Consider the following 25,699-nt stretch of genomic DNA (forward strand, 5'->3'; position numbering starts at 1 on the left):
TATGTTAGAAGAATTTATAGAAAATTCTAAGCACTTAAATTTATATGGAGTTGTAGTGTTACAAAATGGTGAAAAGATTGATGAGCATCACTGGAATCCAGAGAAAAGAAGAAATCAATATTCTATTACAAAAAGTTTTACCAGTACAGCAGTAGGAATAGCCGTTGAAGAAGGACTCATATCTTTACAGGACAAAGTCATAGATTATTTTAAAAATCATATCCCTAAAAATCTACCACAACAGCAGTTAGAAAGATTAGAGAAATTAACAATAGAACACCTTTTAATGATGACAGTTGGGTATGAAGATTCATATTTAATGCTAGGTGACTCAAAGGATTCAGATTGGATTAAGGTATGTTTAACATCACCGCTTATCTATGAACCTAAAGAAAGGTTTATTTATACTAGCTACACTTCTTATTTAGTTAGCGTTATTTTAGAAAAGTTGACAGGCTACTCTTTAATAGATTATCTTATGCCAAGATTATTTGAACCATTAGGCATAGAAAGGCCTGACTGTGAACTTACTCCTTCAGGACATGTATATGGAGCTACAGGGCTTATGCTGACCGTTAATGAGCTAAGTAAATTTGGACAACTTTATTTACAAGAAGGCGTGTATAACGGAAAGCAGATACTCTCTAAGAAGTGGGTTGAAGAAGCTACAAAGAAACAAATAGACACTTATACTGGAATAAAGGATGATTGTATGGGGTATGGGTACTTCTTTTGGCGTGGTAAACATAGCTCCTATCGTGCCAGTGGTATGCTAGGACAATCATGTACTATCTTAAAAAATAAAAATGCAGTTATTGCTATAAATTCTAATGAAAAAAACTCACAAGAAATTAGAGAATGTATATGGGAATATATTTATCCTATGCTTTAAAATTAGACTTATAAATTATTACTAATTTTCCTAATAAGAAGATTATAGCATTATGCTTATTTTTTAGGGATTTTCTTTGCTGCTTTCCATTGCAACCATCTGGTATCTAAAACAGTTGCTTTATCTCTTGTCATTATTTCACTGCATGGAAATTTATTGCAAGTTCCACAGAATTCTATATTGTGTATATCCACACAATCAAAAGTATAGCAATCTCCCTTTTGGTGTGCTGTGCGACAACCAGTACAATCGCCTTGAATATAATCTGGACAACTACCACAATAAAAACCACATTTCCCTATCAGACTCATAACCTGTTTATCATCCATTGAAACTTAACCCCCTGTACGTTTTATACACGATAATAATTAACTATAATCTAATGAATCATAGACTATTTACATACTAATTATAGCATTAATTATAAAAATAAGTATAATTCTATAATTATTCCATAATTATTCCATAATGTTGGCAATAAAAATCCAAAAGGTATAAAAAATATTATATTAAGTATTGCTGAAAGTTCAAGTCTATCATTAAAAGATACTAAATTTATATTATGTAAGTATCCATTATCTCTTTGTAAGTATTGACATAAAGTAACTGGTTACGTATAGTTATAAATGTAACCAGTTACCTTTAAATTGCGATAAATAAATATTGGTGAATATAATTTTTATGGAGTGTGATGAATAATGGATAAAAAAGAGAATAAGAAAATGGAAGCTTATATATATGGAGGTATATTTGCTTTATCTAATAAATTACAACTACTAGGAGATAAATTCGATTCTAATATATCTACGAAGCAATGGTTTTTAATTGCTATTATAGCTAGCTTTAGATATGAAGCACCAACAATTTCAATGACTGCGGAAAGAATAGGGACTTCAAGGCAGAATGTTAAAAAGATGGCTAGTATATTAGAAAGAAGGGGTTTCTTAGTAATAGTTAAGGATAAAGAGGATGGTAGAATACAAAGATTAGAATTAACAAAGTACTGTACAGACTATTTTGAACAAAGAATGGAAGGAGAAGAAAAGTATATTGAAAATTTGTTTGCAGATTTTGATGAAGAAATGTTATTAGGTGTCTTTAAAGGAATAAAGCAATTAGAGAAAAATATTATGGTATTGGAGAAACAAAATGAAGAGGAGAGTTAAGAGAAAGATGGGGTTAATTTTAGGCGTAATTTTTTTATTAGTATCTACATTAGTTATTTATTTTAATGTACCTTATTCAAGATTAAAAACAAACCTTAAGGATTATTTAGTTGAAAGTGAAGAAAATATTAGTGAAAATAAAAAAAATACCAAATATACATTGGAGAATTTACCACAATCCATACAGAATTTTTATAGCTATACTAAGCTAGTTAATAAGGTTAATAGTAATCATGTGAGTTTTGATTTTAAGGATGCCGATTTTTTAAATATAGAGATGAATAAAAAATTGAAAATAGATTATTCAGAACATATTTTTGGAGATATTCCAGCTAGATTTGCTTTTATAGATTCATCACTTTATGGCATACCATTTCAAGGCTTGGACTCATTTATTAATGGTGAAGGCGGTATGAAGGGAGTAGTAGCAAAAAATATTACTCTATTCAATCAACGCGGGGAAGACATGAATAGAGCAGCCTTAGTGACCTGGCTTGCCGAAATCATATTTATGCCGTCACAGCTATTAAGTGGAGATGTGGATATAAAAGAAATAGATAAAAATACAGTGGATGTATCAATAACATATGATAACATAAGTGCAAGTGGAATTTATAAATTCTTAGACAGTGGAGAGCTTGTTGAATTTACAACTGATGATAGAGCACTTATCTATAATGATGGAAGATTAGAACATAGAAAATGGTCTGCGCTATATGAAGATTATAAGAATATTGATGATTTATTATTACCTAATAGACTAAAATCTAAGTGGCATTTTGATAATGAAGATATAATATATTTTGATGGTACTGATATAGAATATACATTCTATTAGTAGAGTAGTAGTTACAGTAGATATGGTTTGGTCTATAGGTGGAAACCCTTTTCCTAAAATTGTGATATGGAAATTGTAGAAGATATATTACAAGTAAGATCAAAGTGGAGCGTACAAAATAGTTTAAAGCAAAAAGGAAAGGCTATTTTATAACTGCAATTTAGACTATATATAGTTAGGTAAAAAGAGAATATTAGAGAGAGTCTATGGTGAAAAAATAGGTCATGGAAATTAATATAAGAAAGCAGTAGAATTTCAGGATTATGCTGCTTTCTTTATATGGTTTCAGGTTAAATAAAGGAAATATCTGTTGAAGATGGTATGAATTATTGAGGCAGGGTAAAGAGAGATGGTATAATATGAGAATAAAAAGGTTATTGTTTATAGCGGGAGGTAATGATGAAAAAAATAATACATATATGTTTTTCTGATAGTGCCATAGGAAGTGTGAAATATGCTATAAAAAAAAGTGTAATTGAAGGTGAAAAAGTGATAGGACTTGTTGATGATTTATCAAACGGACCTATAGATGATATTGCTAATATGAACAGAAGAATTGAGTGGCTTAAAAAAATATATATTGAAGAAGGAAATGAAATTTCTGAAATAATCAAGAGTTATTATAAAAAAATTATTAAAGATATAATGAAACTTAAGGATGAAGAGATTTATCTATGGTACGGTAATAGTGCAAAGGAAATCTGTGGGATGTTACATATTTTATCAATGCTTGAGGATAAGATTCAGAACGTATATACCATTAATGTATCAGAAATTACTTATAATACTGGAAAAAGGAATGAATATACACCACGAGTTGTAGGAGAGGTTATACCTGAAAAGTTAGACGAATTTATAGGAGTAAGAAAATCCATGGACTTTGAAAGGTACTTCAGTTTAATGGCATTATGGGAGAAACTGAAGAGAGAGAATTCCAATCTACGTGTTTATGAGGATAATCAGGTTAAAAGTGCTCACATAGATCACTTTGATGATATGATACTATGTTATACGTGTAAGAAGTTTATGCATAGTGCAAGAACAATTGGAGAAGTTATAGGCAGAGCTGAAAGTTATGTTTCTGATACGTTTATTTTTTGGAGAGTAACAGAACTAATAAGAAATGGGAAAATTTCTTATAGAGGAAATTTAGGTTTTATGAGGGAGCTGGAAATAAAAAAGAATAATAGGTGATATTGTTGAAATTAATTTTACATATGAAAAATTATATTTTTATCTAGTTTAAATATATACATGATCATAATGGAAACACTTTCATCGGTGGCAGAGGTAAACTCAGCAGGAAGTGAGGAAGCTTCAGCATCAATAGAAGAGCAAACTGCTTACATTGAGGAAATAGCTAATTCAAGTAGAAACTTATCACAGATGTTCTTAGAACTTCAAGAATTAATTGAAAGATTCAAAGTCTAATTCAAATTAAGGGAGAGTAGATAAATTTGTGTAAGCACAAATTTATCTACTCTCTTTTTGTTGAAGTTAGCTATTTTCCATAGTTATATAAATTATTAAGAAGCTACCTTACCTTCTACCGGTGAAGAAATCGTTATAGGTTGATGCGATTTTTTCCCAGGTTATTCTATTCACAACTCCAGTTCTCCTTAAGGAAAATGCCTTTTGAAGACTCTTAACATTTCTTTCCGTTGCTAAGTCAAATATATTATCTACAGGTAGAACTCTAATGTTATATCCATTTTTAGCCAAAACATTCATATACTCTTTAAGAACAGCAACATATCCATTGTTATCTCCAAGTTTTAGTTCAAATGGGAATGGGAAAAGAATATCTGAGATATTTATATCCCTACCAGAGTCTAATTCCAAATACACAAATACAATATTCCTCCAAGTATTAATATCCACCTCACCATCTTGAACTAATCCAAAGTTTTTTTGGAATTTTAGTACAGCATTTTGTGTTCTTCCATCAAAATCTCTATCAACATTAACTTCCGGTATCTCTTTATAGAATGTAGATATCTTTCTAAGCATTGTCTTAAGTCTTCTTACATCTTTATTGCTAAAGTTTTTCCTTAGAACATACCCTGGATATCTAGTTAAATCCTCCACTGAGTAAAGCTCTTCTAAATCTATATAGGCACAGTATATAATATTCCAAAGCCTTTTATCAACTGATTTTGAGGTGTCTAAATTAAATACTTTTTGAAATTCCATTAAGGTTTCCAGAGTTTGATAATCAAAAATACCAGTTATAGCATTTTTCTTAAACCCATAAGCCTCTGCTAGGGTACTTAAATATACTTGTAGCTCCCTTACTTTTCCTCCTTTAGAACCATATTTTAATCCTTCTAAAGGATATTCTCCATCAAAACTTGCATCGAATTCTTCTATAATCGTATATGGTTCTACTTCTTGATCTAATTCAGCTAATCTTTTTACAGCAGTATAAATTGCCGATAACCTATACCAGGTTGCTCTTCCAACTATTCCATCTTGAACTAAATTAAATACTCTTTGAAATACTTTAACGGAGGCTTCAGTGTTAGGTCCAAAGATTCCATCTGGAATTAACTTGGGAATAGCTGGATAATTCTGTGATATTCTATTTAATTGTTGTTGTATTATAGTTACATTGGAATTTCTATCGTTGATTCTTATTGCTGATCCAGGATATGATTCTACTAATCCCGCAATAATTGGAGTTCTTTTTAGTATTTTATCATTACCATAATAATACTGTAGCATTTCAAAAGCATTTCTACCCGCATTTGCTAAGTCTACAGTTCCCCATTGAGATAACCCATTACACCTAGATGTTGTACCATTGCAGTATTGTGTGAAATATGGCGCTCTGCTATTAACTATAGAAAAATATTCATTAAAAATAGAATCTACAATTTTGCTTATATTTTCAAATATATTTCTACCAGGTACAAAGTATTGATCATAGGCTGTAGAATTTGTTATTTGAAATGAATAACCTCTACTTACATACCATTCTGTATAAACTCTGTTAAGGGCAAAGGTTATTTGTGCATAAATATTGGCTCTTAGGGATTCTTCAGGCCATGTTGGATAAATTTCACTAGAAGCAACATTTTTAATATAATCTACGAATCTGACAGTGACATTTTGAGCAAATGCACTAGGTGCTCCAAGGTGTACTGTAATATACTCTGGTATATATACTTCTCTTAATACAAAAGGCTGAGATAATATACCAGTTTTCTGATCTCTTTGAACATCCAATAATAATTGATGAGGAGGTATTACAATCCTATCTTCCGTTGTGTTATAGAAAACAGCTGCACCTATTTTAACACTCTCATTTAATGACACATTTTGAATAGAAGTAGTTTCATCAAAAATACTAACTCCTTGTATTTGAACATCATTATATCCTTCTGATCTCACTAACACATCATATCTAGCGTAAGGAATATATGTTTTAGCCATTGGTTCCAATGACAAGCTTTTATCGGGAGCATATAACTCAATAATCTCACTTCTGCCACTTTCGTCTACACCACTGTTTGTCTCAAAAACAACATCTTTTGTTTCATGATCTCTAATTCTTATCATTGCACTTGTTACAGGCAACGCTTCTTGTTCCTTTGAAAGTTGAATTAATATATATCCTTTTCCCATTTTACACCACTAAATATTGATCTAATATATTATATTGATCTATTTTTGTTTTGCTACCCGTACATTATGGTATAAAAATAATTGTTTAAGATCAGCTATTAATGCTAAACTGTCCTAAAGTATAGGTTTCTTTAAAATGATAGGTGTTCATTGAGGGATAAAGATTAGGGGAGTACAATAAAAGTGTTATTAAAATATATAATGGAGGTTTTATATGAAAAAGAATAATCGAATAATAAAATATATCTCGCTTACATTTCAAATCAAAAAAGGACTTAATCCTCTTTAATACAGGGTTAAGTTCTTTTTGGTTTATTTTGATAGATTTATCATAAAAAGCTACTATGGATTTGTCAAATAATATAGCTAATTATAATGCAAATTAAGGCACCAATTATTAAGGAAGGTTTGTTTAATCCATATTTAAAGCCAGTTTTTATAGTATTTGTATATTCCGGTCCTTCTGTTATACTTTCTATTTTGGGATCTTCTAAATATGTGTTGAAAACATATCTAGTATTACTTTGTCCACAACCTTGAAGTGATAACTTTAAAGGTTTAGTAGGAAAGGTTGCTAAAGCGGCACAGATAAGTACTATAAGACCTTCAGTAAATAGAATATCTTTTCTAGAGTATGGTTTCGATTTTGTAATAAATATTCCAACAATAATGAAGAGTATGGACCAGAGTATTCCCCATATGATGCATTTAAGTAAGGATTTTAAAATACTTTTATACATACAGATATTCTCCTTTATAATATATAATATCACTATATATGTAAAAAAATACAAAGTAAAGAACATTTTCATTATTAGTAATTTTAATTTTTCAAACCAAAAATTCAAACAAATTTTTTGATGACTTTTTACTTTACGGTAGGTACCTATTTATTGATTGACGTGATGTACTAATATCACCATATATACAACCTGTGAAAATGATGATGATTTAACGCTGTATTTTCTTAAATCATTAAAAAAAGCAAATAAATGATTATGATAATCCTAATGAACTAAAAATAGTTAAAAATGCAGTAAGTGAGGGTACATCATGGACAAGAGTAAGGTTTGTATTTTGTATACCTACCGGAACAAAAAATATTACATTATCACTTTATAGAGGCACAGGAGCTGGTATTGATTGGGATGATGTTACTATAAAGAAAATATAGGAGCACTAGTATATCGGGTGGGAAAGGCTATGGAATATAAAATTATACATTTACCAAAAGAGAAATGGAATGGAACAAGCAAGAAGAGAACGTCGTCGAGCTATCATACTAGAAACATAATCTTGTAATGTTAATGCAGTAGACTTTTATCAGCATGAAGGCTTTAGCTTGATTGGTATGGATACTTGTTGCTACAAGAATAATGATTTACAAAGAAAAGAAGTAAGGTTAGAATTTGGAGGGTTTCCACAACTACAAAAATTAAGACTTCCAGGACAATGTGATTAATTAAAGAAATATAATCAGATGAAAAATCACAACCACTGTAGCATAACCTAAATAAATTACAAAAATTATTAGTAAGATAAGCATAAAAGCTAAAAAGAATAAATGCGATATAGAAATTCATTTTGATGACAAGGTACAGAAATATTTCATAAGTAATAAGAAAGGGAAGTCCTCTAATGGTGGGGATTCTTCTTGTTTTTTGCTTTTACTATTGGGATATAGTCAACAAATATTGACTCTTTATACTAAGAAAAACACATATAAATAAACCCAAAAGTTATGGTGGTGGCAATGATATAAGAGTTATATGATAAATAACTATTATATTAGTGTTTGTGATATAATTATATTTATAAATTAGTATGAATGGAGAATTTATTCTATGAATAACTACAATATACTTATCATAGATTACTAACGAGAGGTTGTTGAGTTTATGGAAATATATCTAAAGAATGAAGGGTATAATGTTTTTAGTGCAGAGAAAATATTTGAAATTGTATGGAAAGAAGAATATTTTGAGTCTAACAATACAGTAATGGTACATATGTGGAGATTGAGAGAAAAAATAGAAGAAGACCCTAAAAATCCAGAATTCATTGAAATGGTTTGGGGGGGAGGATATAAAATTGAAAAATAAATTTAATACAATAAGTTTTAAACTTATATTTTCATTCTTCATAAGTATTTTGTTGTCTTGCCTGAGTATTTTCTTTCTAGGCATTTTCTTTCTAGCTATTTTATCTTTAGTGGTTTCAAGTAATAAAACCATTGCAAATTTTTTCTATGAACATATTATCAGTTTTATCGTATTATTTTTTACATTATTTATTGCTCTTATTATTATATTCTTCCTTATAATTATAAGAGAAAAAAAGTATTATATTGAAGATATTACAGATACTATAGAACATGTTTCAAAAAATAATCTTGACATAGATATTACTGTTAAGGGCAAGGATAAACTGGGGAGAATAGCATCTAGCATAAATTTTATGTCACATAGATTAAGGCATTGATAAAAGAAGAAAGAAGCAGTGAAGAACGAAAGAATTTTTGATAATATTATTAATTATGATAGGACATGCCATGCTGAAGGTGATAATCTCATAAGTTGTAGTTATTAAAAAGTTTTATTTTAAAAAATCCTAAGTAAAAAAGTCTACGTTATATATGATACGGTGAATCGTATATATTGAGAACCAAAATTAAAAGAAATTAGTAAGATATTAAAAACAAGCCAATGATATTAATAAGTATCATTGGCTTATGTTATAATTTTCTTAAGTAATGATAAGAAATTTCACAGTAGTTATCATCTATATGAAGATATGACAAAGAAATTATTAAGTGATATTGTTGAAATTCATTTTATAGAACTTAAGAAATTTCAGAAATAGAGAAAGACTATAATTGTGAAGTAAAATCAAATAGATATTATATGGGGGATAGAATGATTAAAAATGTTGTATTTGATATAGGAAATGTTTTATTAAAATTCGAGCCTAAAACTTATCTCATTAAAAAGTTTACTTATGAGGATAAGGTTGAAAAAATACTAGATTTAGTATTTAAGAGTGATGAATGGTTAATGCTTGATAAAGGAACTATTACTGAAACTGAGGCAATAAAGGTACTTAGTGAAAGGCATGTTTTATATAGTGAAGAGATAAAACATGCCTTTGATGGGTGGTATGATATATTAATACCAATACAAGATACTATAGATATTTTGAAACAATTGAAAGACAAGGGCATTAACACTTATTATTTATCCAATTTTCATCAGTTAGCTTTTGAGTACGTAATAAAGAAGAATGAGTTTTTTAAACTATTTCAAGGTGGCATAGTTTCTTATAAAGAAAAGTTATTAAAACCTGAAAAAGAAATATACATGAGATTACTAGAAGAATATAATTTGAAATCAGAAGAAACTATTTTTATTGATGATACATTAGCTAATGTACAGGGTGCAGAGGTTGTTGGAATTAATACAATACACTTTAAAGATTCGCAAGAGTTAATGGCTAAACTTAATGAATTATTAATACTGTAGATGAAATTGCAGAAGCAATTAATTAAATTAGTGAAAATAACCTCCTATGATTTTATCTTATCATAGGAGGTTGTCATATATTGAGATTTACAGACCATTATTTACTTAACCTTTAGGGAAATTAGTAACATCCACAGGTTCAATTTCAAATATATTTTCATATAGTGCTAAAGCTTTTAAGCTATCTGTTACAACCATATCAATTTCTATTCAGACTATGCTCATACACTCCTTTTTATGTGTTAATTTATTATATGTCTTACCCACTAATTTAATATACTATCTCTATACTTTAATTATATCATATATAACAAAACACTTATAGACTAGTAATTTCAGGTATATGTGCTAAAATTGCAATATTAACTCTAAAGTGCAATGCTCATTACAAGGGGGAGATATTTTGTCAATAAATAAATCTAAATGGCTAGTAGAAATGGAATGGTTAGAAAAGGTACTTAGGGAGGTAAAAAAGCAATTAGAAGAAAAGAGAAATTTCAAAGAAAATTTTAAAAAAGAGGCTATTGAAACCCAAAGAGAATTATGGGAAAATGTTGGGGCTGTTTCAGTAGAAAATGGTTTACAGCATATAGTTGATTTCATGCAATTTATTAATACTATGAAAATTCAAAAGAGGAGCCATGAATTTGAAAGAAAACTAGTTGATAAATATGAGAATATGATTTCATCTCCTTACTTTGCAAGAATGGATTTTACGGAAGAGGGAGAAGAAAAAGCTGAAAAGTGCTATATTGGAATTTCTAACTTAATTAATGAAAATTTTGATTTTCTTATATATGATTGGAGGGCTCCAATTTCTAGTATGTTTTATGATTATGAAATGGGAAGTGCTTATTATAAATGCCCTGACGGGATTATAAATGGCAAAATATCAATGAAAAGGCAATATAAAATTAGTGATGGTAAAATTGATTATATGTTTGACAGTAATATAAAAATAGATGATGAAGTGTTGCAAGATATATTAAGTAAAAGTAGTGATAATAAAATGAAGGCTATTGTAACGACAATTCAAAGAGAGCAAAACAAGGCAATTCGTAATGAAAAATATAAAAATTTAATTGTTCATGGGCCAGCAGGAAGTGGGAAAACTTCTGTTGCTCTTCATAGGATTGCCTATTTATTATATAAGCATCGTGATGTTATAACATCTAAAAACATAGTGATATTTTCTCCAAACAATATTTTTAATGATTATATTTCTAACGTTTTACCTCAACTTGGGGAAGATAATATGCTTCAGACTACATTTAAAGAATATATGCATAAAGTTCTAGAGGATGTAGAGGGTAAGGAAGATTATTGTAAAATGATGGAGAATATTTTTGGTGATAACAGTGAACAGTCTTATGATAGTAGGATTAAAAGTTTAAAATTTAAGTCTTCCGTGGAGTTTGTTAATTTATTAAAAGTATATATAGAACACTTAGAAAAAATGGATAGGGATTTTAGAGATATTATTTTAAGAGGTGAAACTATAATTTCAGCAGTGGAAATACAGGAATTATTTTATAAGGACTATGAGAGGCTTCCTCTTAAGAGAAAGTTAGAAAAATTAAAGCAAAGAATTTTATATCTTATAGAACCTTATGAGAAAAGATTAGTGGATAAAGCAGTGAAAGGAATGGAAGAATCCGATGAATATTTAGAGAAGAGTGAAATAGTTAAAGCAAGTAAATCCTTAGTAGGCAGAGAAATTAAAGACATAGTTAATGAGGTGAAAGAAAAAACTAAATTTGATTTGATGGGTTGCTATAAAACCTTTTATGAAGATTTAGAGGACTTCTTAAAAATGGCAAATATTAAATATGATAATGAGAGTATTAAAGAAATTAAAAGATATACCCTAGAAAATTTAAGGGCTAAAAAGATAAATTATGAAGATCAAATAGCTTTACTATTCATAAAAGGGGCTGTAGGTTATATTCCAAAAACAGAAGAAGTAAAGTATGTAATTATTGATGAGGCTCAAGATTATTCACCATTACAGTATGAAATTTTTAATCAGTTATTTAATAAAGCAAATAAAACAATCCTTGGTGATATATCTCAATCTATTAATCCCTATATGAATGTTGAAAGTTATAACAATGTTGTAAATATACTTAAACTTGAGGATACTTCTATAATAAATTTAACTAAAAGTTATAGATCAACAATGGAAATAACTAAATTTTCACGAAAAATATTAAATGAGGAAATTCATGATGAATACGTGGAACGAAGTGGGGAATGGCCAAAATTAACTGGTCTTTTAGATGAAGAGGATATAAATAAAAGAATAGTTGAAGAGGTAAAAGTTTATAAGAATGATGGGCATAACTCCATAGGAATAATAACAAAAAATGTTGATGAGGCACAGGGGGTTTACAATTATTTGAGGGATAGGATTAATGTTAAAATGATTGTAAGTGATGATGATGATTATGTTAATGATATTTTAGTTATTCCTGCATATCTTGCTAAGGGGTTGGAATTTGATGTGGTTATGATATATAATGCCAGTGATTTAAGGTATAAGGATGAAGAGGATAGGTTACTACTTTATACAGCTTGTACAAGAGCCCTCCATGTTTTGGATATATTTTATTTAGGGAATGTATCATCATTATTAAAGTGAAAAGAAATAAGGTAGACTGAGAAAGTCTATCTTATTTTTATAATCTAATGCCACATTGTTGTCTATTTCTTCTTAATCCCCCAAAGATATAATTGTCCTTCGTCATCTTTTGTGAAAGTATATTCTTCATCTATCCATGTATGATGTAAAGTATCATTACTAATTGGATATGTAGGCAAAATGTATTCATCGTCTATAACTAAAAATATATCGTTATTTTCTTTTTTAAGCTCTAACTTGAAGCCATCTTCTTCATATACCCCTAGATAATTTTTAAGTACATTATCACCTATAGGAAATACTTCAGGCTTTTTAGGCATCTCGTACTTTTCTCCAAAAGCAATTAAAGTAATCTCGTTGCATAGTTTATTGACAGCTGTAAATCCATAGTTGCTTAAAACCACAACAGCAAAATTGTCATCCACATATCTATGTATTTCAGTTAGAAAGCCCTCACAACCACCATTATGTTGAACAGCCATTCTGTTATTATTCGTCTCTATACAAACACCATATCCGTAATTGTTTTTATATGGTGTATTCATCTTTTCAATTGACTTTCTACTTAATAACTTATCGCTATTTAGAGCCTTATCCCATATGAATAAATCCTCAACTGTTGAGTATATCCCCCCAGAAGAAAGCATTAAATCCATGTTAATATAATTACAGTGAATAAGATCATTGCTATTTAGATAATAGCCTGATGCCATATTTTCAATAATTTTTTTATCATCATCTACACCTGTATTAAACATGCCTAGAGGTATAAATATATTTTCAGTTAAAAATTCACTGTAACTCTTTCCTGATAATTTTTCAATAAGCATTCCTAAAAGGTAGTATCCTGTGTTGCTATATTCCCATTGAGTACCTGGTTCAAAATTTAATGGCTTACTCAGAAACATTTTAATTAAGTCAGATTTTTTATGACACATCCTATGAAAAGTTTTATGAGAGTCTGGAAGGTCTGAGTAGTTAAAAATCCCTGAGGTATGAGTTAACAAGTGATGGATAGTAATATTAGGGTTTAGCTCTTTACAGTCGGGAAAATATTTTTTCAGACTATCTTCTATTCTCAATAATCCTCTTTCCTCTAAAATTAAAATAGCAGCAGCAGTAAATTGCTTTGTAATTGACCATATTTTATATTTCGTCTCCGTGGTATTTTTAACCTTATGTTCAATGTTAGCATACCCGTAAGCTTTCTTAAAAAGTATTTCCCCATCATTTATAGCAACGATAGATCCACTAAAGCTCCATAATTCTGTGTATAATTCTAAATATTCACTTATTTTATCATGTATATCTTTTTTCACTTTGAAGTCCCCCTAATGTAAACTTATTGTTTAAGTACTACTGATCTTTGTCGCATATCATTTAGATAATATATAAGATTGCTAATAGATCATTAAATACTTATATTTCTAATCAATATCTATTTTAATACGTTGGTACATACTAGCATATATAAAGAATAGTATATAAATGATTATTATCTTTTATTTTAGTATGCAGAAACATTAAAATTGAATAGTACACATAATTTATTCCAAATTAAATTGGGGAAAGGGGAAATATTATGAGTATTTCTTTTAGATATTATACAGATGATGATTTTTTAAAATTAGAAGAACTTATTTTAGCAAGCTATGAATGGGGAAATCCACCATGGGGATTTAGTAGGCATGAGTTCTGTCGTGGAGTTCATAGTGCATGGGCAAATATAAAAGATAATTGGAGACATACCGTTGGGGTCTGGGAAGAAGATGGCAAGGTTATTTCAGCAGTTATTTGCGGAGGTGTATGGCACGGAGATGCATTTTTTATTTTTGATTCATTAGAACGACAAAGAGATGGCAAATTACTTGAGAGTATGTTTCATCATGCAGAAACACATATGTCTTGTTTTACAAAAGATTATAAAGAAAGGACTCGATATTTACATATTGTAATTCCGTCAGAATATAATTATGTAAAGAACATGGCAAAAGAAAGAGGCTATGGATTATCACAGAATGTAGAGCGGTCACTGATACTTCCATTTACAGGTGATAAATTTGATGTTGTACTCCCAGAGGGATATACCATAACTGATGGAAATGAAACACCAGACTTTTTTCTTTCTAATACCCATATGTTTTCATTTAACTATACACTTCCAACGGCAGAAACTGGTGAAATAGGATTTCATGATTTGAGAAAAATGCCAGGATATAAACCAGAACTTGATTTATGTGTGCTGGATAGGGAAGGAAAGCCAGTGGGAATCGCTATCATTTGGTATAATGAAAAAATGCCTTATTGTGAATTAGAGCCGCTTGGAGTTGTTTGGTGGTGCAGGCGAAAGGGAATAGCAAGAGCATTAATTTATGAGACAGCCAACCGTATTATGGAGATATCTCCTAAGTGTAGAGGAATGCTTGGTGGAGACCAGCAATTTTATTGGGATTTAGGTTTTGAAGTTGAAACAACCTATGAGACTTGGGATTGGAGCAAAAGATTTTAATAGTTGGTAATATTCTTAAGGTGATGATATTTAAATTTAAATATGCAAAATGGCTTACATTAATAAATGTAAGCCTATATTTATATTTTCAACATATATACCGGTATCATATAATGTTTTAGAATTATATGATTAGTGTAATAGGTTAAATGCATAAAAATCCCATATACACTCCTTCAAAAATTAATTAAATTGGCATTGTAAAGGTATTTTTTCTCTTATTTAATAAATCCTCTAATTTAATTCTCAAATTAATCATCCAATCAGGTTCGTTGTTCCATTTCTCTTCTACAGAGCGAAGTATACGGACATATCCATATAAATCAACATATCTTCTGAAGATAGGCAATAATTTAAGCATTTCATCAGAAATATCATACTCTAAGCGGTACCCCTTAATAAACTCATTTATCGAAGGTTCTACTTGTTCTTCTGGCATATCTTCTTTTATGCTATCTAATGATTGCTCGATATCCAATGCATACCAATGATACATCGAATCATCAAAATCTATAGGATTGTAGGTTTTTGTGATTTCATTATAAAATACATTGTCAAGCTCAAAGTCATAATGGATAAGTCCAAAGTTTTCTTTTGTAGTTGGTAGTTTTGAAAAATAAGCTCTAAGTATAGATAGCTCACTTTTAGCAGCAGTTTCATCTGGAAAAGTTGATAATACATCTTCCATCCAGTCCATCGTCTCTTTCCAGTCATTACGTTTATTATTTACTGGGATAAATTCACTGCTTAGTTTATGCAACTTTCCTAAAGCTTTACCTAAACCAAAGATTAAATCCGTTGTCAAAGGCATTGCTGCTATTTGTTTACCAGATACTTTTTTAAATGCAACAGCATAGAATGTTCCCCAAGGTGTGTCTACTACTTCAAGTTCATTGCCAGCTTTAGATAGTATAGTTTCTACTGCAGCATAGCCATTACTTCTCAAATAACTCAAGAATTCAAGTTCAGCAAGTATTTTTTCCTGATTTTTTTCTTCAGCAGGTGTAAATCTAAGAAAAAAAGTATTACCTTGATTCTTACAGCAATAAACAGCATTTGATGAAATTCTATAATACTTTAAAAGATTAGGGTCATCATAATCATACTCCCAATTCTTGAGTATCATATGAGCTAAATCTTCATTATCAAACAAATATTTTAATTTTAACATTCACCATAACCTCTTTTCGTATTTCTTTTATTAGATTTATTTATTCTGTTATTATAATAGGATTTTTTATTATCCTTTAGAGTTTTAAGTTCTTTCGATTGGCTTTTGTAGCTATTAAATCTTTCAATACTTAATCTTCCATCCTCAATAGCTTCCTTAACTGCGCAGCCAACTTCTTTATCATGTTTACAGTCTCTATATTTACATTGGTCTACCAAAGTGTAGATATCTTGAAAGCTTTCTGAAAGTATATCTTCATCCGCCCATAACTGCAGCTCCCTAATACCTGGAGTATCAATAATTGTGCAGCCTGAACTATGTTGTAAAAGCTGGCTACTTGTGGTAGTGTGTGTGCCTTTGCCATTAGAACTGCTTATAGTATTTGTTTTTTGTATTTCATCACCAAAAAGGTAATTAGTAATTGTTGATTTGCCTACACCAGAAGAACCAAGGAATACTACGGTCTTACCACAACATAAATATTTATCAAAGATATTCATATTGATATTATTTAAAACACTTATGGGATGTACAGCTATCATTTTTGCAATAGTATTTATTTTTTCTATATAATCAGGTATGTTATCGCAAAGATCACATTTATTTAACAGTATAACAGGTGTAGCTCCACTACTAAGAACCAAGGTAATATATCTTTCAATTCGACCTATATTAAAATTATCATCAAGGCCACTCACAATAAATGCAATATCTATATTTGAACCTATAATTTGTTCTTCTATATTTCCTCCAATCAGTATACCATTTTTCATTTTTCTTCCGCCTGATATAGCAAGCTTACGAGCAAAGTAGCTTTTTCTTGGTAATATTGCATATATAATAGCTTCAGTATCATTAACGGTTTTAATTGCAACCCAATCTCCAACTGCTGGGTAATCCTTCTTAACATCTGCGTTATACATAAACTTACCACTTAGTTTACTATTGAAATCTCCTTCTTCTGAACGCACTATATAGTTACCCTTATGCTGCGTTATGACTCTTGCGGGCAAGAACCCTTTAATTAAATAGGGTTCAAAATCCTTTTGAAAATATGTGTCCCATCCTAACTTTTCTAAACTCATAAAATCTCCTTTTCTGTAGTAAGCTAAATTTTAGCTTACATAAATTTTAAAGCTTAAAATAAGGTTATATGAAGTTCTGAATGAATTAGCATTATCTTAAATTTATTTGTTAAAGTTATTTATAAAAAAGTATATAAAAATACCACAGCAAGATTAACCTACTGTGGTATACCTAATATTTGGACATAAAAAATACACGCTAACCTGTACCGTGAATTCTAATACTAACTATTAAGGCTGAAAGGTTAAATCAAAGTTGTTCAAAAGGCACAACAAATAAAGAGTATACTAAGTACTCGTAAAAAATCCTTTTGAACCTATATGCAATTATTTTAAAATCACCTCATATAACTTTTGCATAAAAAAAACTCACTCCTTTCGCCTAAAATTTACTATTAAGCTTTAACCATAATATAACATATAGTTACTAAAAATGCAACACTATGAATATTATCCCAATATAACAGAAGCAAAGCCTTTAGTAGATATTCTAAAAGATAAAGGTAATGTAGAGATAGATCATTTACTTAAGCTAAAGAAAAGGATAAATTCACTAGAATTCAACATGAACAAGAAATTCCTAAGTATAAGAATGTTCATATGATTGAGATTGATGATATTCAATTAGACGAGGAAGTTAAGAAAAAAACTAATAAATAAAATAAAGCCCGTAATGGAATTAGAGGATAATGATGAATAAAAAAACTGTATCACAAGTAATAGCATATTTACAAAATATGTTACAATAGGAAAGGGGAGTGATTTTTTAATGCAAGGCAAATAGGAAATTTATGGAGGGGTTTTATGACAAAAGTTAGAGTTATTGTTTTTGATTTATTTGAGACATTGCTTCATGATATTAAATTTGATTTTGATTCAGGTTTACATTATCTACATGAAAATATTTTATCAAAAGATACTGATAAAGTTGAATTTCTAGAGTATGCAGCTACATATTGGAAAGAACTTTATGATAAAAGAAGCGAGGATAATTCAGAATTGGCATTTGACGATGAACTTTTAGATTTCAAAAATAAATATGGTTTTAAAGTGAATCATCCATTAGAAGAAATTATATTTAATTGTGCACTTGAAATAAATACTACTGAATTATTTAATGATACTATTTCTACCTTAGAGCAACTTAAGTTGTTAGGAATTCCGGTTTATTTATTAAGTAATTCCATATTTAAAAAGAATGTAATGAAAAAATTCATTAACCAATATGATTTAGAAAAATATTTTGTTAATATACATTTTAGTGCGGATTATAAAATAAGGAAGCCACATAAAGATTTATTTAAAATTGTATTTGATGATATTAAAGAGTACGATGCTAGCATCGAAATGGAACAGGTTTACTTCATTGGAGATAATTTTGAAGTTGATGTTCTTGGGGCTGAAAATTTTGGCTTTACACCAGTTTTTATAAACCGTAAACAAGATACGGATATTAATAACAAAAATTTTATTGAGATTAAATCGCTAAATGAATTATTAAAAATAGTAATTTTGATGGGGGGATAATAATGCGTATGGAAAAGTTTATAAATGAATTTTGGAAGTGTGTTGCATCTCAAGATAAAGATGAATTAAAAAAATATTTTTGTGAAGATGCAACTATTAGATGGCACTGTACAAATGAATGTTTTAGTGTTGATGAATATATTATTGCAAATTGTGAGTATCCAGGAACATGGAATGGTGAAATTGAGCGTATTGTTCAACTGGATAATACCATTATTACGGTTACACGAGTTTGGACTGAAGATATGTCTTGTCATGCAACTTCATTTTTTATAATAGAGAATAATAAAATTAAAGAACTTGACGAATATTTTGGAGATGATGGTTATGCTCCAAAATGGAGATTAGACAAACAAATTGGGAAATCTATTAAGTAAATTCTAATTTAAGGATGAATAATATAGATAGTTACATTTGTAGGGGGGTAAAGATGACAGAAAGAGAAAAAATGTTAGCAGGTCTGCTTTATGATTGTGGGGATAAAGAATTAATAGAACAGTGGCATAAGGCTAAAAATTTGATACGTGATTATAACCTAACTGATTCAGAAGATAGATTAAAGAAACATAATATATTAAAAAAACTCCTTGGCGGATATGGAGATAATTTATGGATTACCGCACCGTTTTATGTAGACTATGGTAATAATATTTATTTTGGAAACAATTGTGAAGTAAATATGAATTGTACATTTTTAGATGATAACAGAATTGAAATAGGCGATAATGCACTTATTGCACCTAATATTCAGATATATACGGCTTTTCATCCAACAAATGCAAAAGAACGTTTTGGAGAGTGTATAGATGATGGTTCTTTTGCATTTTGTAAAACGCAGACTGCACCAGTGAAAATAGGGAATAATGTCTGGATTGGCGGCGGCGTTGTTATTTTACCTGGGGTTATAATTGGAGATAATGTTGTCATTGGAGCAGGAAGTATTGTAACAAAGGATATTCCAGCAGATACAATTGCTTTTGGAAATCCATGCAGAGTTATTAAAAAGAATGCATAATTAAATTCCAGTAAAAAAGTATTTTATAATTGACAAAATATAATTAGAAGATTACATTTAAAATGTAAATAATAGATTACATTTTGTTAAGGAGGTAATATCTTGATACAGAATCGAATTAAAGTTTTGAGAGCCGAGCATGATTGGACACAAGCTGATTTAGCTGAAAAGGTAGGTATTTCACGTCAAGCGGTTATATCAATTGAGAAGTATAAATATACACCATCTTTAGAATTAGCGTTCAAAATTTCAAAAGTTTTTAACATTTCTATAAATAAAGTTTTTGAATACAAGGAGAATTAAAACAATGAATGAACAAATTATTATTTCATTTTTCATGATTATTGGTACTGGAATTACTCTTTTTCTGTATTTGTGGAAGGTTAAAAAGGAAATCGATTATAAAAAAGACGAACGTTGGCAGTTAATCCAGAACAAAGCTAATAATACAGCGAATTATTCAAACTATATCTTAATAGTATTTTTAGCTGTTGGAGAAGCGATATTGACATTTTCTGATATTCAAATAACCCTTACTTTGAATCGCGTTTTAATTTATGGAGTATTATTCATCGGCTTAAGAAATGGGATAGAATTATTTGCATTAAGATATTTTGATGATCAACTATAATTGTTGAAAGCAAATTGAGTGTATATATTTATATACCTATGAAGGATAATAGTAGAAGTGAATGGGGAACTAGAAACAATACTAGGGAGGAAATAAATATAAGAGACCACAATATTTATTTTGAATATATGAATGGAGCTAACAAAAATGAATTAGCTGATAAATACTTCTTATCAAAGAAAAGCATTGATAGGATAATTTTAAAGGAAAAATCTAAAAAAGAGTTATGAGCTAAGACTTAAATAAGTTTTGGCTCATTTTTATATATGAATAATTCTTAAGGTTTATATGTTAATATATTTGAAATAAAATATTATTGTTGGAATTTCTGTTTTAAATTAAGATATAAATAATAAAAGGATGGGAGTTAATAATGGATAAAGCAGAAGAGTTTTTTAGTAACAATAGTTTTGAGAATTGTTTTGCTTTTAATCATGTATTAGGTTTAAGTTGCAATGCTTATCATGGAAATCTTCATGAGAGTAAGAAGTATATTGCTAATTTACTCGGAGAATATGGATATAGTATTGAGCATGAAAATGTATATTATAGTATAAATTTAAATACTGCACAGCAAGTAGAAATAGATGATTATATTCAAATTATAAAAAGTGGAGTTAATGAACATAGTAAAAATGATAGAAATAGCATATTCAAAAGAAAAGGAAATTTCATGAAATATGCCACAGGAGGTACAAGAAACGATTGAAGGAATACTACAAATATTAGATTCACAATGCGGAGCAGATTGATGAATATGAAGAGCATGTTCTTAAATATGAAAGTAAACTAAAATAAAGTATAAATAGTAATAACAAATAGTACTAATAAATATATGAAGAATAGTTTATGGAAATAGGGAGGAATATATGGAATATATAACATTAAATAATGGAGTGAAAATGCCTATTTTAGGATATGGGGTTTATCAAATTGAAAATTTGAAGGAATGTGAGAGGTGTGTATTAGATGCAATTGAAATAGGATATCGTTCCATTGATACTGCTCAGACATATGGTAATGAAGAAGCTGTGGGAAGAGCAATTAAGAAGTGCAATGTTCCAAGAGAAGAATTATTTATTACAACTAAAGTATGGATATCCAATGCTGGATATGAAAAGGCGAAAACTTCTATAGAGAAGTCGCTTAAAAAGCTTCAACTTGAATATTTGGATTTAGTATTAATACATCAACCTTTCAATGATTATTATGGCACATATAAAGCTATGGAGGAAATGTACAAGAGCGGTAAGATAAGAGCTATAGGAGTAAGTAATTTCTATCCAGATAGATTAATAGATCTTATTAAGTTTAATGAGGTAGTTCCAGCAATTAATCAAGTTGAAACACATCTATTTAATCAGCAAGTAAAGGCTAAGGAAATCATGGATAAATATGGGGTACAAATTGAATCTTGGGCACCCTTTGCAGAAGGGACAAATAATATCTTTACAAATAAAACTCTTAAAAAAGTTGGAAATAGATATAATAAATCTACAGCTCAAGTCGCATTAAGATATTTAATTCAAAGAGGTGTTATTGTTATTCCTAAATCTGTGCATAAAGAAAGAATGATTCAGAATTTTAATATATTTGATTTTAAATTAAATGAGGATGATATGCGTAAGATTGCCAAATTAGACAAAGGAAAAAGTGCATTTTTCTCTCATAGTGATCCTAATATTGTAGAACTTTTTGCTGAATCAGAAGAGTAATATGAAATATTTACTTTCAATCTACTAAAAATGTTCATGAAGATTACCTCATAAACATTATACAATACTATATTAAATTCCTTAAAGAGAAAATTAAACATAACTAAAATCATTAAAGAAAGATGGAGCAATTATTGCTTCATCTTTTACTTTCAAAACCTTTCACCAACTGTAAGTGTTTTATTTTGGCAACTCCATTTATAATAATTATAAGGCATCTGAAAATATAATAATAAGTCAAAGATGGGAAGTATATTTTGAGTTAGACAAGGAAACAGGTTCCGCAGATAGTAGCACTATCTAAGGGTTCTGTTGACGCAGTATAAACAGAGTTCTTTGCTTCAGAGGGGTTTTCTCCCTCTGAAGGTTAGAAATCGTTATCCAGGGTCGTAGCAGCTCTTTACTCCTAATTTAAGTATTAGAGCTGGTAGTCATCGGATAACACAAAATAGAAGAGCATTCTGACTTATTTATTTTTTGAAGATGCCTAAGATAAGAATTAGTAATAAATTAAATTCCGGAGTTTTATTTGTTAGCTATGAGATGAAAGGTGATTATAATGATAGAGAGAATATTAGAAGTTAAAGACTTAAAAAAATACTATGGTAAAAAAGATTTTGAAACTAAGGCTTTAGATGGAATCAGTTTTCAAGTAATGAATGGTGAATTCATTGGAATTATGGGAAGTAGTGGTTCAGGAAAAACAACATTGCTTAACTGTATTGCAACCACAACTCACCCTACAGAAGGTAATATTTTATTAAACGGAGAGAGAATCGAGGACTTTAAAGGAAATAAATTAGCAGATTATAGAGGAAATAAGATAGGTTATCTATTTCAAAACTTTGAGCTACTAGAAAATTTAACTGCAAGGGAAAATATGTTACTTCCAATGGCTATTCATAATAAATTACAGAATAATAGTAAGGTAGAAGTAGAAAAATTAGCAGAGTATATGGAGATTACAGATGTATTAGATAAATTTCCTAATGAAATTTCAGGGGGACAAAAGCAACGTGTTGCAGCTGCAAGAGCTTTAATTTTAAATCCACAAATTATTCTTGCAGATGAACCTACAGGAGCATTAGATTCTAAAAATGCAAAAGCATTAATGCAAAAACTGTCTGATTTAAATGAGGATCAAAAAACAACTATTTTAATGGTTACTCATGATGCAAATGTAGCTAGCTTTTGTTCAAGAATTTTATTTATACAAGATGGAAAGCTTTTTCATGAGCTAAGGCGTAAAAAGCCAGAGGAATCTAGACAAGATTTTTATGAAAGAATACTTCTAGTTATGGCACAACTAGGAGGTGGAAGTGCAAATGTTTTATGATTTAGTTAATAGAAATAGTAAGCGAAATAGAAAAGAAAATGGATTGTTTTTTGTATCATTAATCATATCTATTGTTGCATTTTATATTATTTTATCTCTTGAAAAACAAGATGTTATTATATTTTTAAAGACTATGGAAAGCCAGGCTCTAGATAAATTATTTTTATTGATTCCAGTTTTATATGGATTGTCCTTATTTATTTTATTTTTTCTTGTATATTTTGCAGGTAAATATCAGTTAGATAGAAGAAATAAAGAACTTGGAATGTATTTAATGCTTGGTATGAAGCGTAGTAAGCTATTATTAATGCTTTTTGCAGAAGAGTTATGGAATAGTGTATTGTCATTACTAATTGGTATTCCAGTTGCAATCTGTATATCTGAAATTATTAGTTTAGTAACAGCTAAAATTGTAGGGTTAGGTATAATAGGACATAATTTTTCATTTTCATTTTCAGCAGTTATAGGAACTATTATAGGATATTTTATTATTAGATTTGTAGCACTTATTATTTTAAGTGGTAAATTTTCAAGAAAAGAGGTTACAGAATTACTTTCAGAAGCTCAAGGAGAGAAGAACAGAAAAATAAATAAAGTAATTGTTAGTATTAAATTGGTTTTAGGAGTAATATTACTTACAGTTGCATTTGCTATAGCAATTAATGGGTTAGCATGGGAAAATATAAAGTTCATGCCAATGACGGTGATATTAGGACTAAGTGGAACCTTCCTATTATTTCAAGGTATAGGTGTATTATTTGAAATAATTCTTAAAAAGAAAACTAACATAAGTAGTTTAAAAATGTTCACCTTTAGACAATTGCAGGAATCAGTATTTTTAAAGCCCAATACTTTAGCTATTTCATCACTTTTAGTTTTGATGGCAATTAGCTGTTTTGCATACGGTATTCCAGTAGGATACTTATTTAATTCAAAGGAAGCTCATGTTATAGACTACACCTTTGAAGCAGAAGAAGATGAAGTAAAGTCAGTAATAAATAAGCTAGAGTTAAATGATTATATTGGTGGAATATATGATATGAATATAGGAATGTTTTATGATGGTAGTTTCTCAGCAAAGGATTTAATAAGCTCAGTAAAAAATCAAAAGGATGAAGGCGGTAAAGATATTTTATTAAACAATCTTCAATATATGGATAGACCATATTTAATTTCTGTAACTTCATATAACAAGCTTTTAGAGTTACAAGGGAAGGAGGAAATTATATTAAAGGATAATGAAGTAGCTCTTTATAATGATCCTGAGTTTGAAGTTGGAGTTGCTGCAATGGAAAATGCTTTAAAGGAAAGAACTACTTTATATTTTGATGGTGAAGAATATAAGTTAATAGACAAATGTTATACTGATAGCATTGTAACAGATAGATTAATTACTATTAGCTATGGGTTAATAGTGCCGGAAACAGTTTTTAATAAATATACTAGTAAAAATAATGTTAGTACTTATTGGAATGCAACTCTAAATGAGAAATTTGTTAAGGAAAGTGGTTTAATGCAAGCTATTAGTGAGGTTAATAAAAAACTTAACACTACTAATATACGTTATGAAAGTTATCTTCAAAATATAGGAAGAGAGTTATTTTATACTGTTGCAGCAAGTTATACAACTATTTATTTAGCCGTTATTTTTCTAATAATAGCAAATACAGTTATGGGAGTACAATTTTTAATGCACCAACAAAAAACAAGGAAGAGGTATCAATCATTAACATACTTAGGTGCAAGTTATGAAATGCTATGTAAATCTGCAAGAAATCAAATTGCTTGGTATTTTTCACTACCAATAGCAATTGCAGCAATAAGTAGTATATTTGCAGTAAGATCATTATTTACAGGTGTTATGACAACAACAATGAAGGAGCAAGTTGGTAAACTAATGGTTATTTCAATTCCTATTATTGTCTTAATATGTGTGATAGAATTAATTTATATGCAATGTGTAAAGAAAAGCAGTGATAAAAATATTTTAAAGATAATGGATATAAAAAGAGAAGATAATTAGAGGTG

The 25,699-nt window shown here is 29.2% G+C and carries 26 protein-coding genes and 1 pseudogene; 21 read left to right on the plus strand and 6 right to left on the minus strand.

Features of this window, described 5'->3' with window-relative positions; translation table 11 throughout:
- The first annotated feature begins 1 nt into the window (after nucleotide 1).
- Nucleotides 2-892, plus strand: a complete 891-nt coding sequence (locus ABDZ93_RS00290) for a serine hydrolase domain-containing protein (protein ID WP_343822570.1) — start codon at nucleotides 2-4, stop codon at nucleotides 890-892.
- A gap of 56 nt (nucleotides 893-948) precedes the next feature.
- On the opposite strand, the gene ABDZ93_RS00295 is transcribed toward ABDZ93_RS00290, so the two are convergent.
- Nucleotides 949-1,221: a DUF3795 domain-containing protein gene (locus tag ABDZ93_RS00295; RefSeq protein ID WP_343822572.1), complete on the minus strand. Its 273-nt coding sequence runs from the start codon at nucleotides 1,219-1,221 to the stop codon at nucleotides 949-951.
- Between the two features lie 369 nt (nucleotides 1,222-1,590).
- On the opposite strand from ABDZ93_RS00295, the gene ABDZ93_RS00300 reads away from it, so the two are divergent.
- From ABDZ93_RS00300 to ABDZ93_RS00315, 4 genes are all read left to right on the plus strand, one after another.
- The gene (locus ABDZ93_RS00300; RefSeq protein ID WP_343822574.1) at nucleotides 1,591-2,058 is read left to right on the plus strand and encodes a MarR family winged helix-turn-helix transcriptional regulator; all 468 of its coding nucleotides are present in this window, start codon (nucleotides 1,591-1,593) and stop codon (nucleotides 2,056-2,058) included.
- A complete protein-coding gene (locus tag ABDZ93_RS00305) occupies nucleotides 2,042-2,896 on the plus strand; it encodes a DUF6544 family protein (RefSeq protein WP_343822576.1) in 855 nt (284 codons plus the stop codon). Before ABDZ93_RS00300 ends, ABDZ93_RS00305 begins: the two co-directional genes overlap by 17 nt.
- Before the next feature lie 399 nt (nucleotides 2,897-3,295).
- Nucleotides 3,296-4,090, plus strand: coding sequence for a DUF1835 domain-containing protein (locus ABDZ93_RS00310; RefSeq protein WP_343822578.1), 795 nt, complete (start codon nucleotides 3,296-3,298; stop codon nucleotides 4,088-4,090).
- 60 nt (nucleotides 4,091-4,150) lie between these two features.
- The gene (locus ABDZ93_RS00315) at nucleotides 4,151-4,327 is read left to right on the plus strand and encodes a hypothetical protein (RefSeq protein ID WP_343822580.1); all 177 of its coding nucleotides are present in this window, start codon (nucleotides 4,151-4,153) and stop codon (nucleotides 4,325-4,327) included.
- A gap of 108 nt (nucleotides 4,328-4,435) precedes the next feature.
- On the opposite strand, the gene ABDZ93_RS00320 is transcribed toward ABDZ93_RS00315, so the two are convergent.
- Together ABDZ93_RS00320 and ABDZ93_RS00325 are read right to left on the minus strand one after the other, a co-directional pair.
- Nucleotides 4,436-6,523, minus strand: a complete 2,088-nt coding sequence (locus ABDZ93_RS00320) for a peptidoglycan-binding protein (RefSeq protein WP_343822582.1) — start codon at nucleotides 6,521-6,523, stop codon at nucleotides 4,436-4,438.
- Nucleotides 6,524-6,876: 353 nt separating this feature from the next.
- Nucleotides 6,877-7,263: a hypothetical protein gene (locus ABDZ93_RS00325; protein ID WP_343822584.1), complete on the minus strand. Its 387-nt coding sequence runs from the start codon at nucleotides 7,261-7,263 to the stop codon at nucleotides 6,877-6,879.
- Between the two features lie 1,191 nt (nucleotides 7,264-8,454).
- Between ABDZ93_RS00325 and ABDZ93_RS00330 the strand changes: the two are divergent.
- From ABDZ93_RS00330 to helD, 5 genes and pseudogenes are all read left to right on the plus strand, one after another.
- A pseudogene (locus ABDZ93_RS00330) lies at nucleotides 8,455-8,625 on the plus strand (winged helix-turn-helix domain-containing protein); the annotation flags it as partial.
- Nucleotides 8,615-9,004 carry a HAMP domain-containing protein gene (locus tag ABDZ93_RS00335; protein ID WP_343822586.1) on the plus strand — a complete coding sequence of 130 codons (390 nt, stop codon included), beginning with the start codon at nucleotides 8,615-8,617 and terminating at the stop codon, nucleotides 9,002-9,004. The pseudogene ABDZ93_RS00330 and the gene ABDZ93_RS00335, both read left to right, overlap by 11 nt.
- A gap of 243 nt (nucleotides 9,005-9,247) precedes the next feature.
- Entirely contained in the window at nucleotides 9,248-9,385 is a 138-nt protein-coding gene (locus ABDZ93_RS00340) for a PD-(D/E)XK nuclease family transposase (RefSeq protein WP_343822588.1), read from the plus strand.
- Nucleotides 9,386-9,438: 53 nt separating this feature from the next.
- Entirely contained in the window at nucleotides 9,439-10,041 is a 603-nt protein-coding gene (locus ABDZ93_RS00345) for an HAD family hydrolase (protein WP_343822590.1), read from the plus strand.
- A gap of 403 nt (nucleotides 10,042-10,444) precedes the next feature.
- Complete coding sequence (helD, locus tag ABDZ93_RS00350; RefSeq protein WP_343822592.1) at nucleotides 10,445-12,682, plus strand: RNA polymerase recycling motor HelD; 2,238 nt, start codon at nucleotides 10,445-10,447, stop codon at nucleotides 12,680-12,682.
- A gap of 62 nt (nucleotides 12,683-12,744) precedes the next feature.
- On the opposite strand, the gene ABDZ93_RS00355 is transcribed toward helD, so the two are convergent.
- On the minus strand, nucleotides 12,745-14,001 hold the full coding sequence (locus tag ABDZ93_RS00355; RefSeq protein ID WP_343822594.1) for a serine hydrolase domain-containing protein: 1,257 nt from the start codon (nucleotides 13,999-14,001) through the stop codon (nucleotides 12,745-12,747).
- Nucleotides 14,002-14,264: 263 nt separating this feature from the next.
- Between ABDZ93_RS00355 and ABDZ93_RS00360 the strand changes: the two genes are divergently transcribed.
- A complete protein-coding gene (locus tag ABDZ93_RS00360) occupies nucleotides 14,265-15,191 on the plus strand; it encodes a GNAT family N-acetyltransferase (RefSeq protein WP_343822596.1) in 927 nt (308 codons plus the stop codon).
- A 187-nt stretch (nucleotides 15,192-15,378) separates the two neighbouring features.
- Here the strand turns inward: ABDZ93_RS00360 and ABDZ93_RS00365 are convergent, their stop codons facing one another.
- The gene (locus ABDZ93_RS00365) at nucleotides 15,379-16,362 is read right to left on the minus strand and encodes a phosphotransferase enzyme family protein (RefSeq protein ID WP_343822598.1); all 984 of its coding nucleotides are present in this window, start codon (nucleotides 16,360-16,362) and stop codon (nucleotides 15,379-15,381) included.
- Nucleotides 16,356-17,447 carry a ribosome small subunit-dependent GTPase A gene (gene rsgA, locus ABDZ93_RS00370; protein ID WP_343822600.1) on the minus strand — a complete coding sequence of 364 codons (1,092 nt, stop codon included), beginning with the start codon at nucleotides 17,445-17,447 and terminating at the stop codon, nucleotides 16,356-16,358. The genes ABDZ93_RS00365 and rsgA overlap by 7 nt, the downstream gene beginning before the upstream one ends.
- Nucleotides 17,448-18,251: 804 nt before the next feature.
- On the opposite strand from rsgA, the gene ABDZ93_RS00375 reads away from it, so the two are divergent.
- The 10 genes from ABDZ93_RS00375 to ABDZ93_RS00420 all read left to right on the plus strand — a co-directional run bounded on the left by ABDZ93_RS00375 (nucleotide 18,252) and on the right by ABDZ93_RS00420 (nucleotide 25,694).
- The gene (locus tag ABDZ93_RS00375; RefSeq protein ID WP_343822602.1) at nucleotides 18,252-18,974 is read left to right on the plus strand and encodes an HAD family hydrolase; all 723 of its coding nucleotides are present in this window, start codon (nucleotides 18,252-18,254) and stop codon (nucleotides 18,972-18,974) included.
- Between the two features lie 8 nt (nucleotides 18,975-18,982).
- Nucleotides 18,983-19,351, plus strand: coding sequence for a nuclear transport factor 2 family protein (locus ABDZ93_RS00380; RefSeq protein WP_425544743.1), 369 nt, complete (start codon nucleotides 18,983-18,985; stop codon nucleotides 19,349-19,351).
- 53 nt (nucleotides 19,352-19,404) lie between these two features.
- A complete protein-coding gene (locus tag ABDZ93_RS00385) occupies nucleotides 19,405-19,989 on the plus strand; it encodes a sugar O-acetyltransferase (protein WP_343822606.1) in 585 nt (194 codons plus the stop codon).
- A gap of 102 nt (nucleotides 19,990-20,091) precedes the next feature.
- The gene (locus tag ABDZ93_RS00390; protein WP_343822608.1) at nucleotides 20,092-20,292 is read left to right on the plus strand and encodes a helix-turn-helix transcriptional regulator; all 201 of its coding nucleotides are present in this window, start codon (nucleotides 20,092-20,094) and stop codon (nucleotides 20,290-20,292) included.
- A 4-nt stretch (nucleotides 20,293-20,296) separates the two neighbouring features.
- Nucleotides 20,297-20,620, plus strand: coding sequence for a hypothetical protein (locus ABDZ93_RS00395; protein ID WP_343822609.1), 324 nt, complete (start codon nucleotides 20,297-20,299; stop codon nucleotides 20,618-20,620).
- A 14-nt stretch (nucleotides 20,621-20,634) separates the two neighbouring features.
- Nucleotides 20,635-20,850: a CD3324 family protein gene (locus ABDZ93_RS00400; RefSeq protein WP_343822610.1), complete on the plus strand. Its 216-nt coding sequence runs from the start codon at nucleotides 20,635-20,637 to the stop codon at nucleotides 20,848-20,850.
- A gap of 143 nt (nucleotides 20,851-20,993) precedes the next feature.
- Complete coding sequence (locus tag ABDZ93_RS00405) at nucleotides 20,994-21,329, plus strand: hypothetical protein (protein ID WP_343822611.1); 336 nt, start codon at nucleotides 20,994-20,996, stop codon at nucleotides 21,327-21,329.
- A 160-nt stretch (nucleotides 21,330-21,489) separates the two neighbouring features.
- A complete protein-coding gene (locus ABDZ93_RS00410) occupies nucleotides 21,490-22,335 on the plus strand; it encodes an aldo/keto reductase (RefSeq protein WP_343822612.1) in 846 nt (281 codons plus the stop codon).
- Between the two features lie 559 nt (nucleotides 22,336-22,894).
- On the plus strand, nucleotides 22,895-23,671 hold the full coding sequence (locus ABDZ93_RS00415; RefSeq protein WP_343822613.1) for an ABC transporter ATP-binding protein: 777 nt from the start codon (nucleotides 22,895-22,897) through the stop codon (nucleotides 23,669-23,671).
- Nucleotides 23,661-25,694: an FtsX-like permease family protein gene (locus ABDZ93_RS00420; protein ID WP_343822614.1), complete on the plus strand. Its 2,034-nt coding sequence runs from the start codon at nucleotides 23,661-23,663 to the stop codon at nucleotides 25,692-25,694. The genes ABDZ93_RS00415 and ABDZ93_RS00420 overlap by 11 nt, the downstream gene beginning before the upstream one ends.
- The last annotated feature ends 5 nt before the right edge of the window (nucleotides 25,695-25,699 follow it).

The organism is Clostridium subterminale (genome assembly GCF_039521425.1).
Taxonomy (GTDB): domain Bacteria; phylum Bacillota; class Clostridia; order Clostridiales; family Clostridiaceae; genus Clostridium_J; species Clostridium_J subterminale.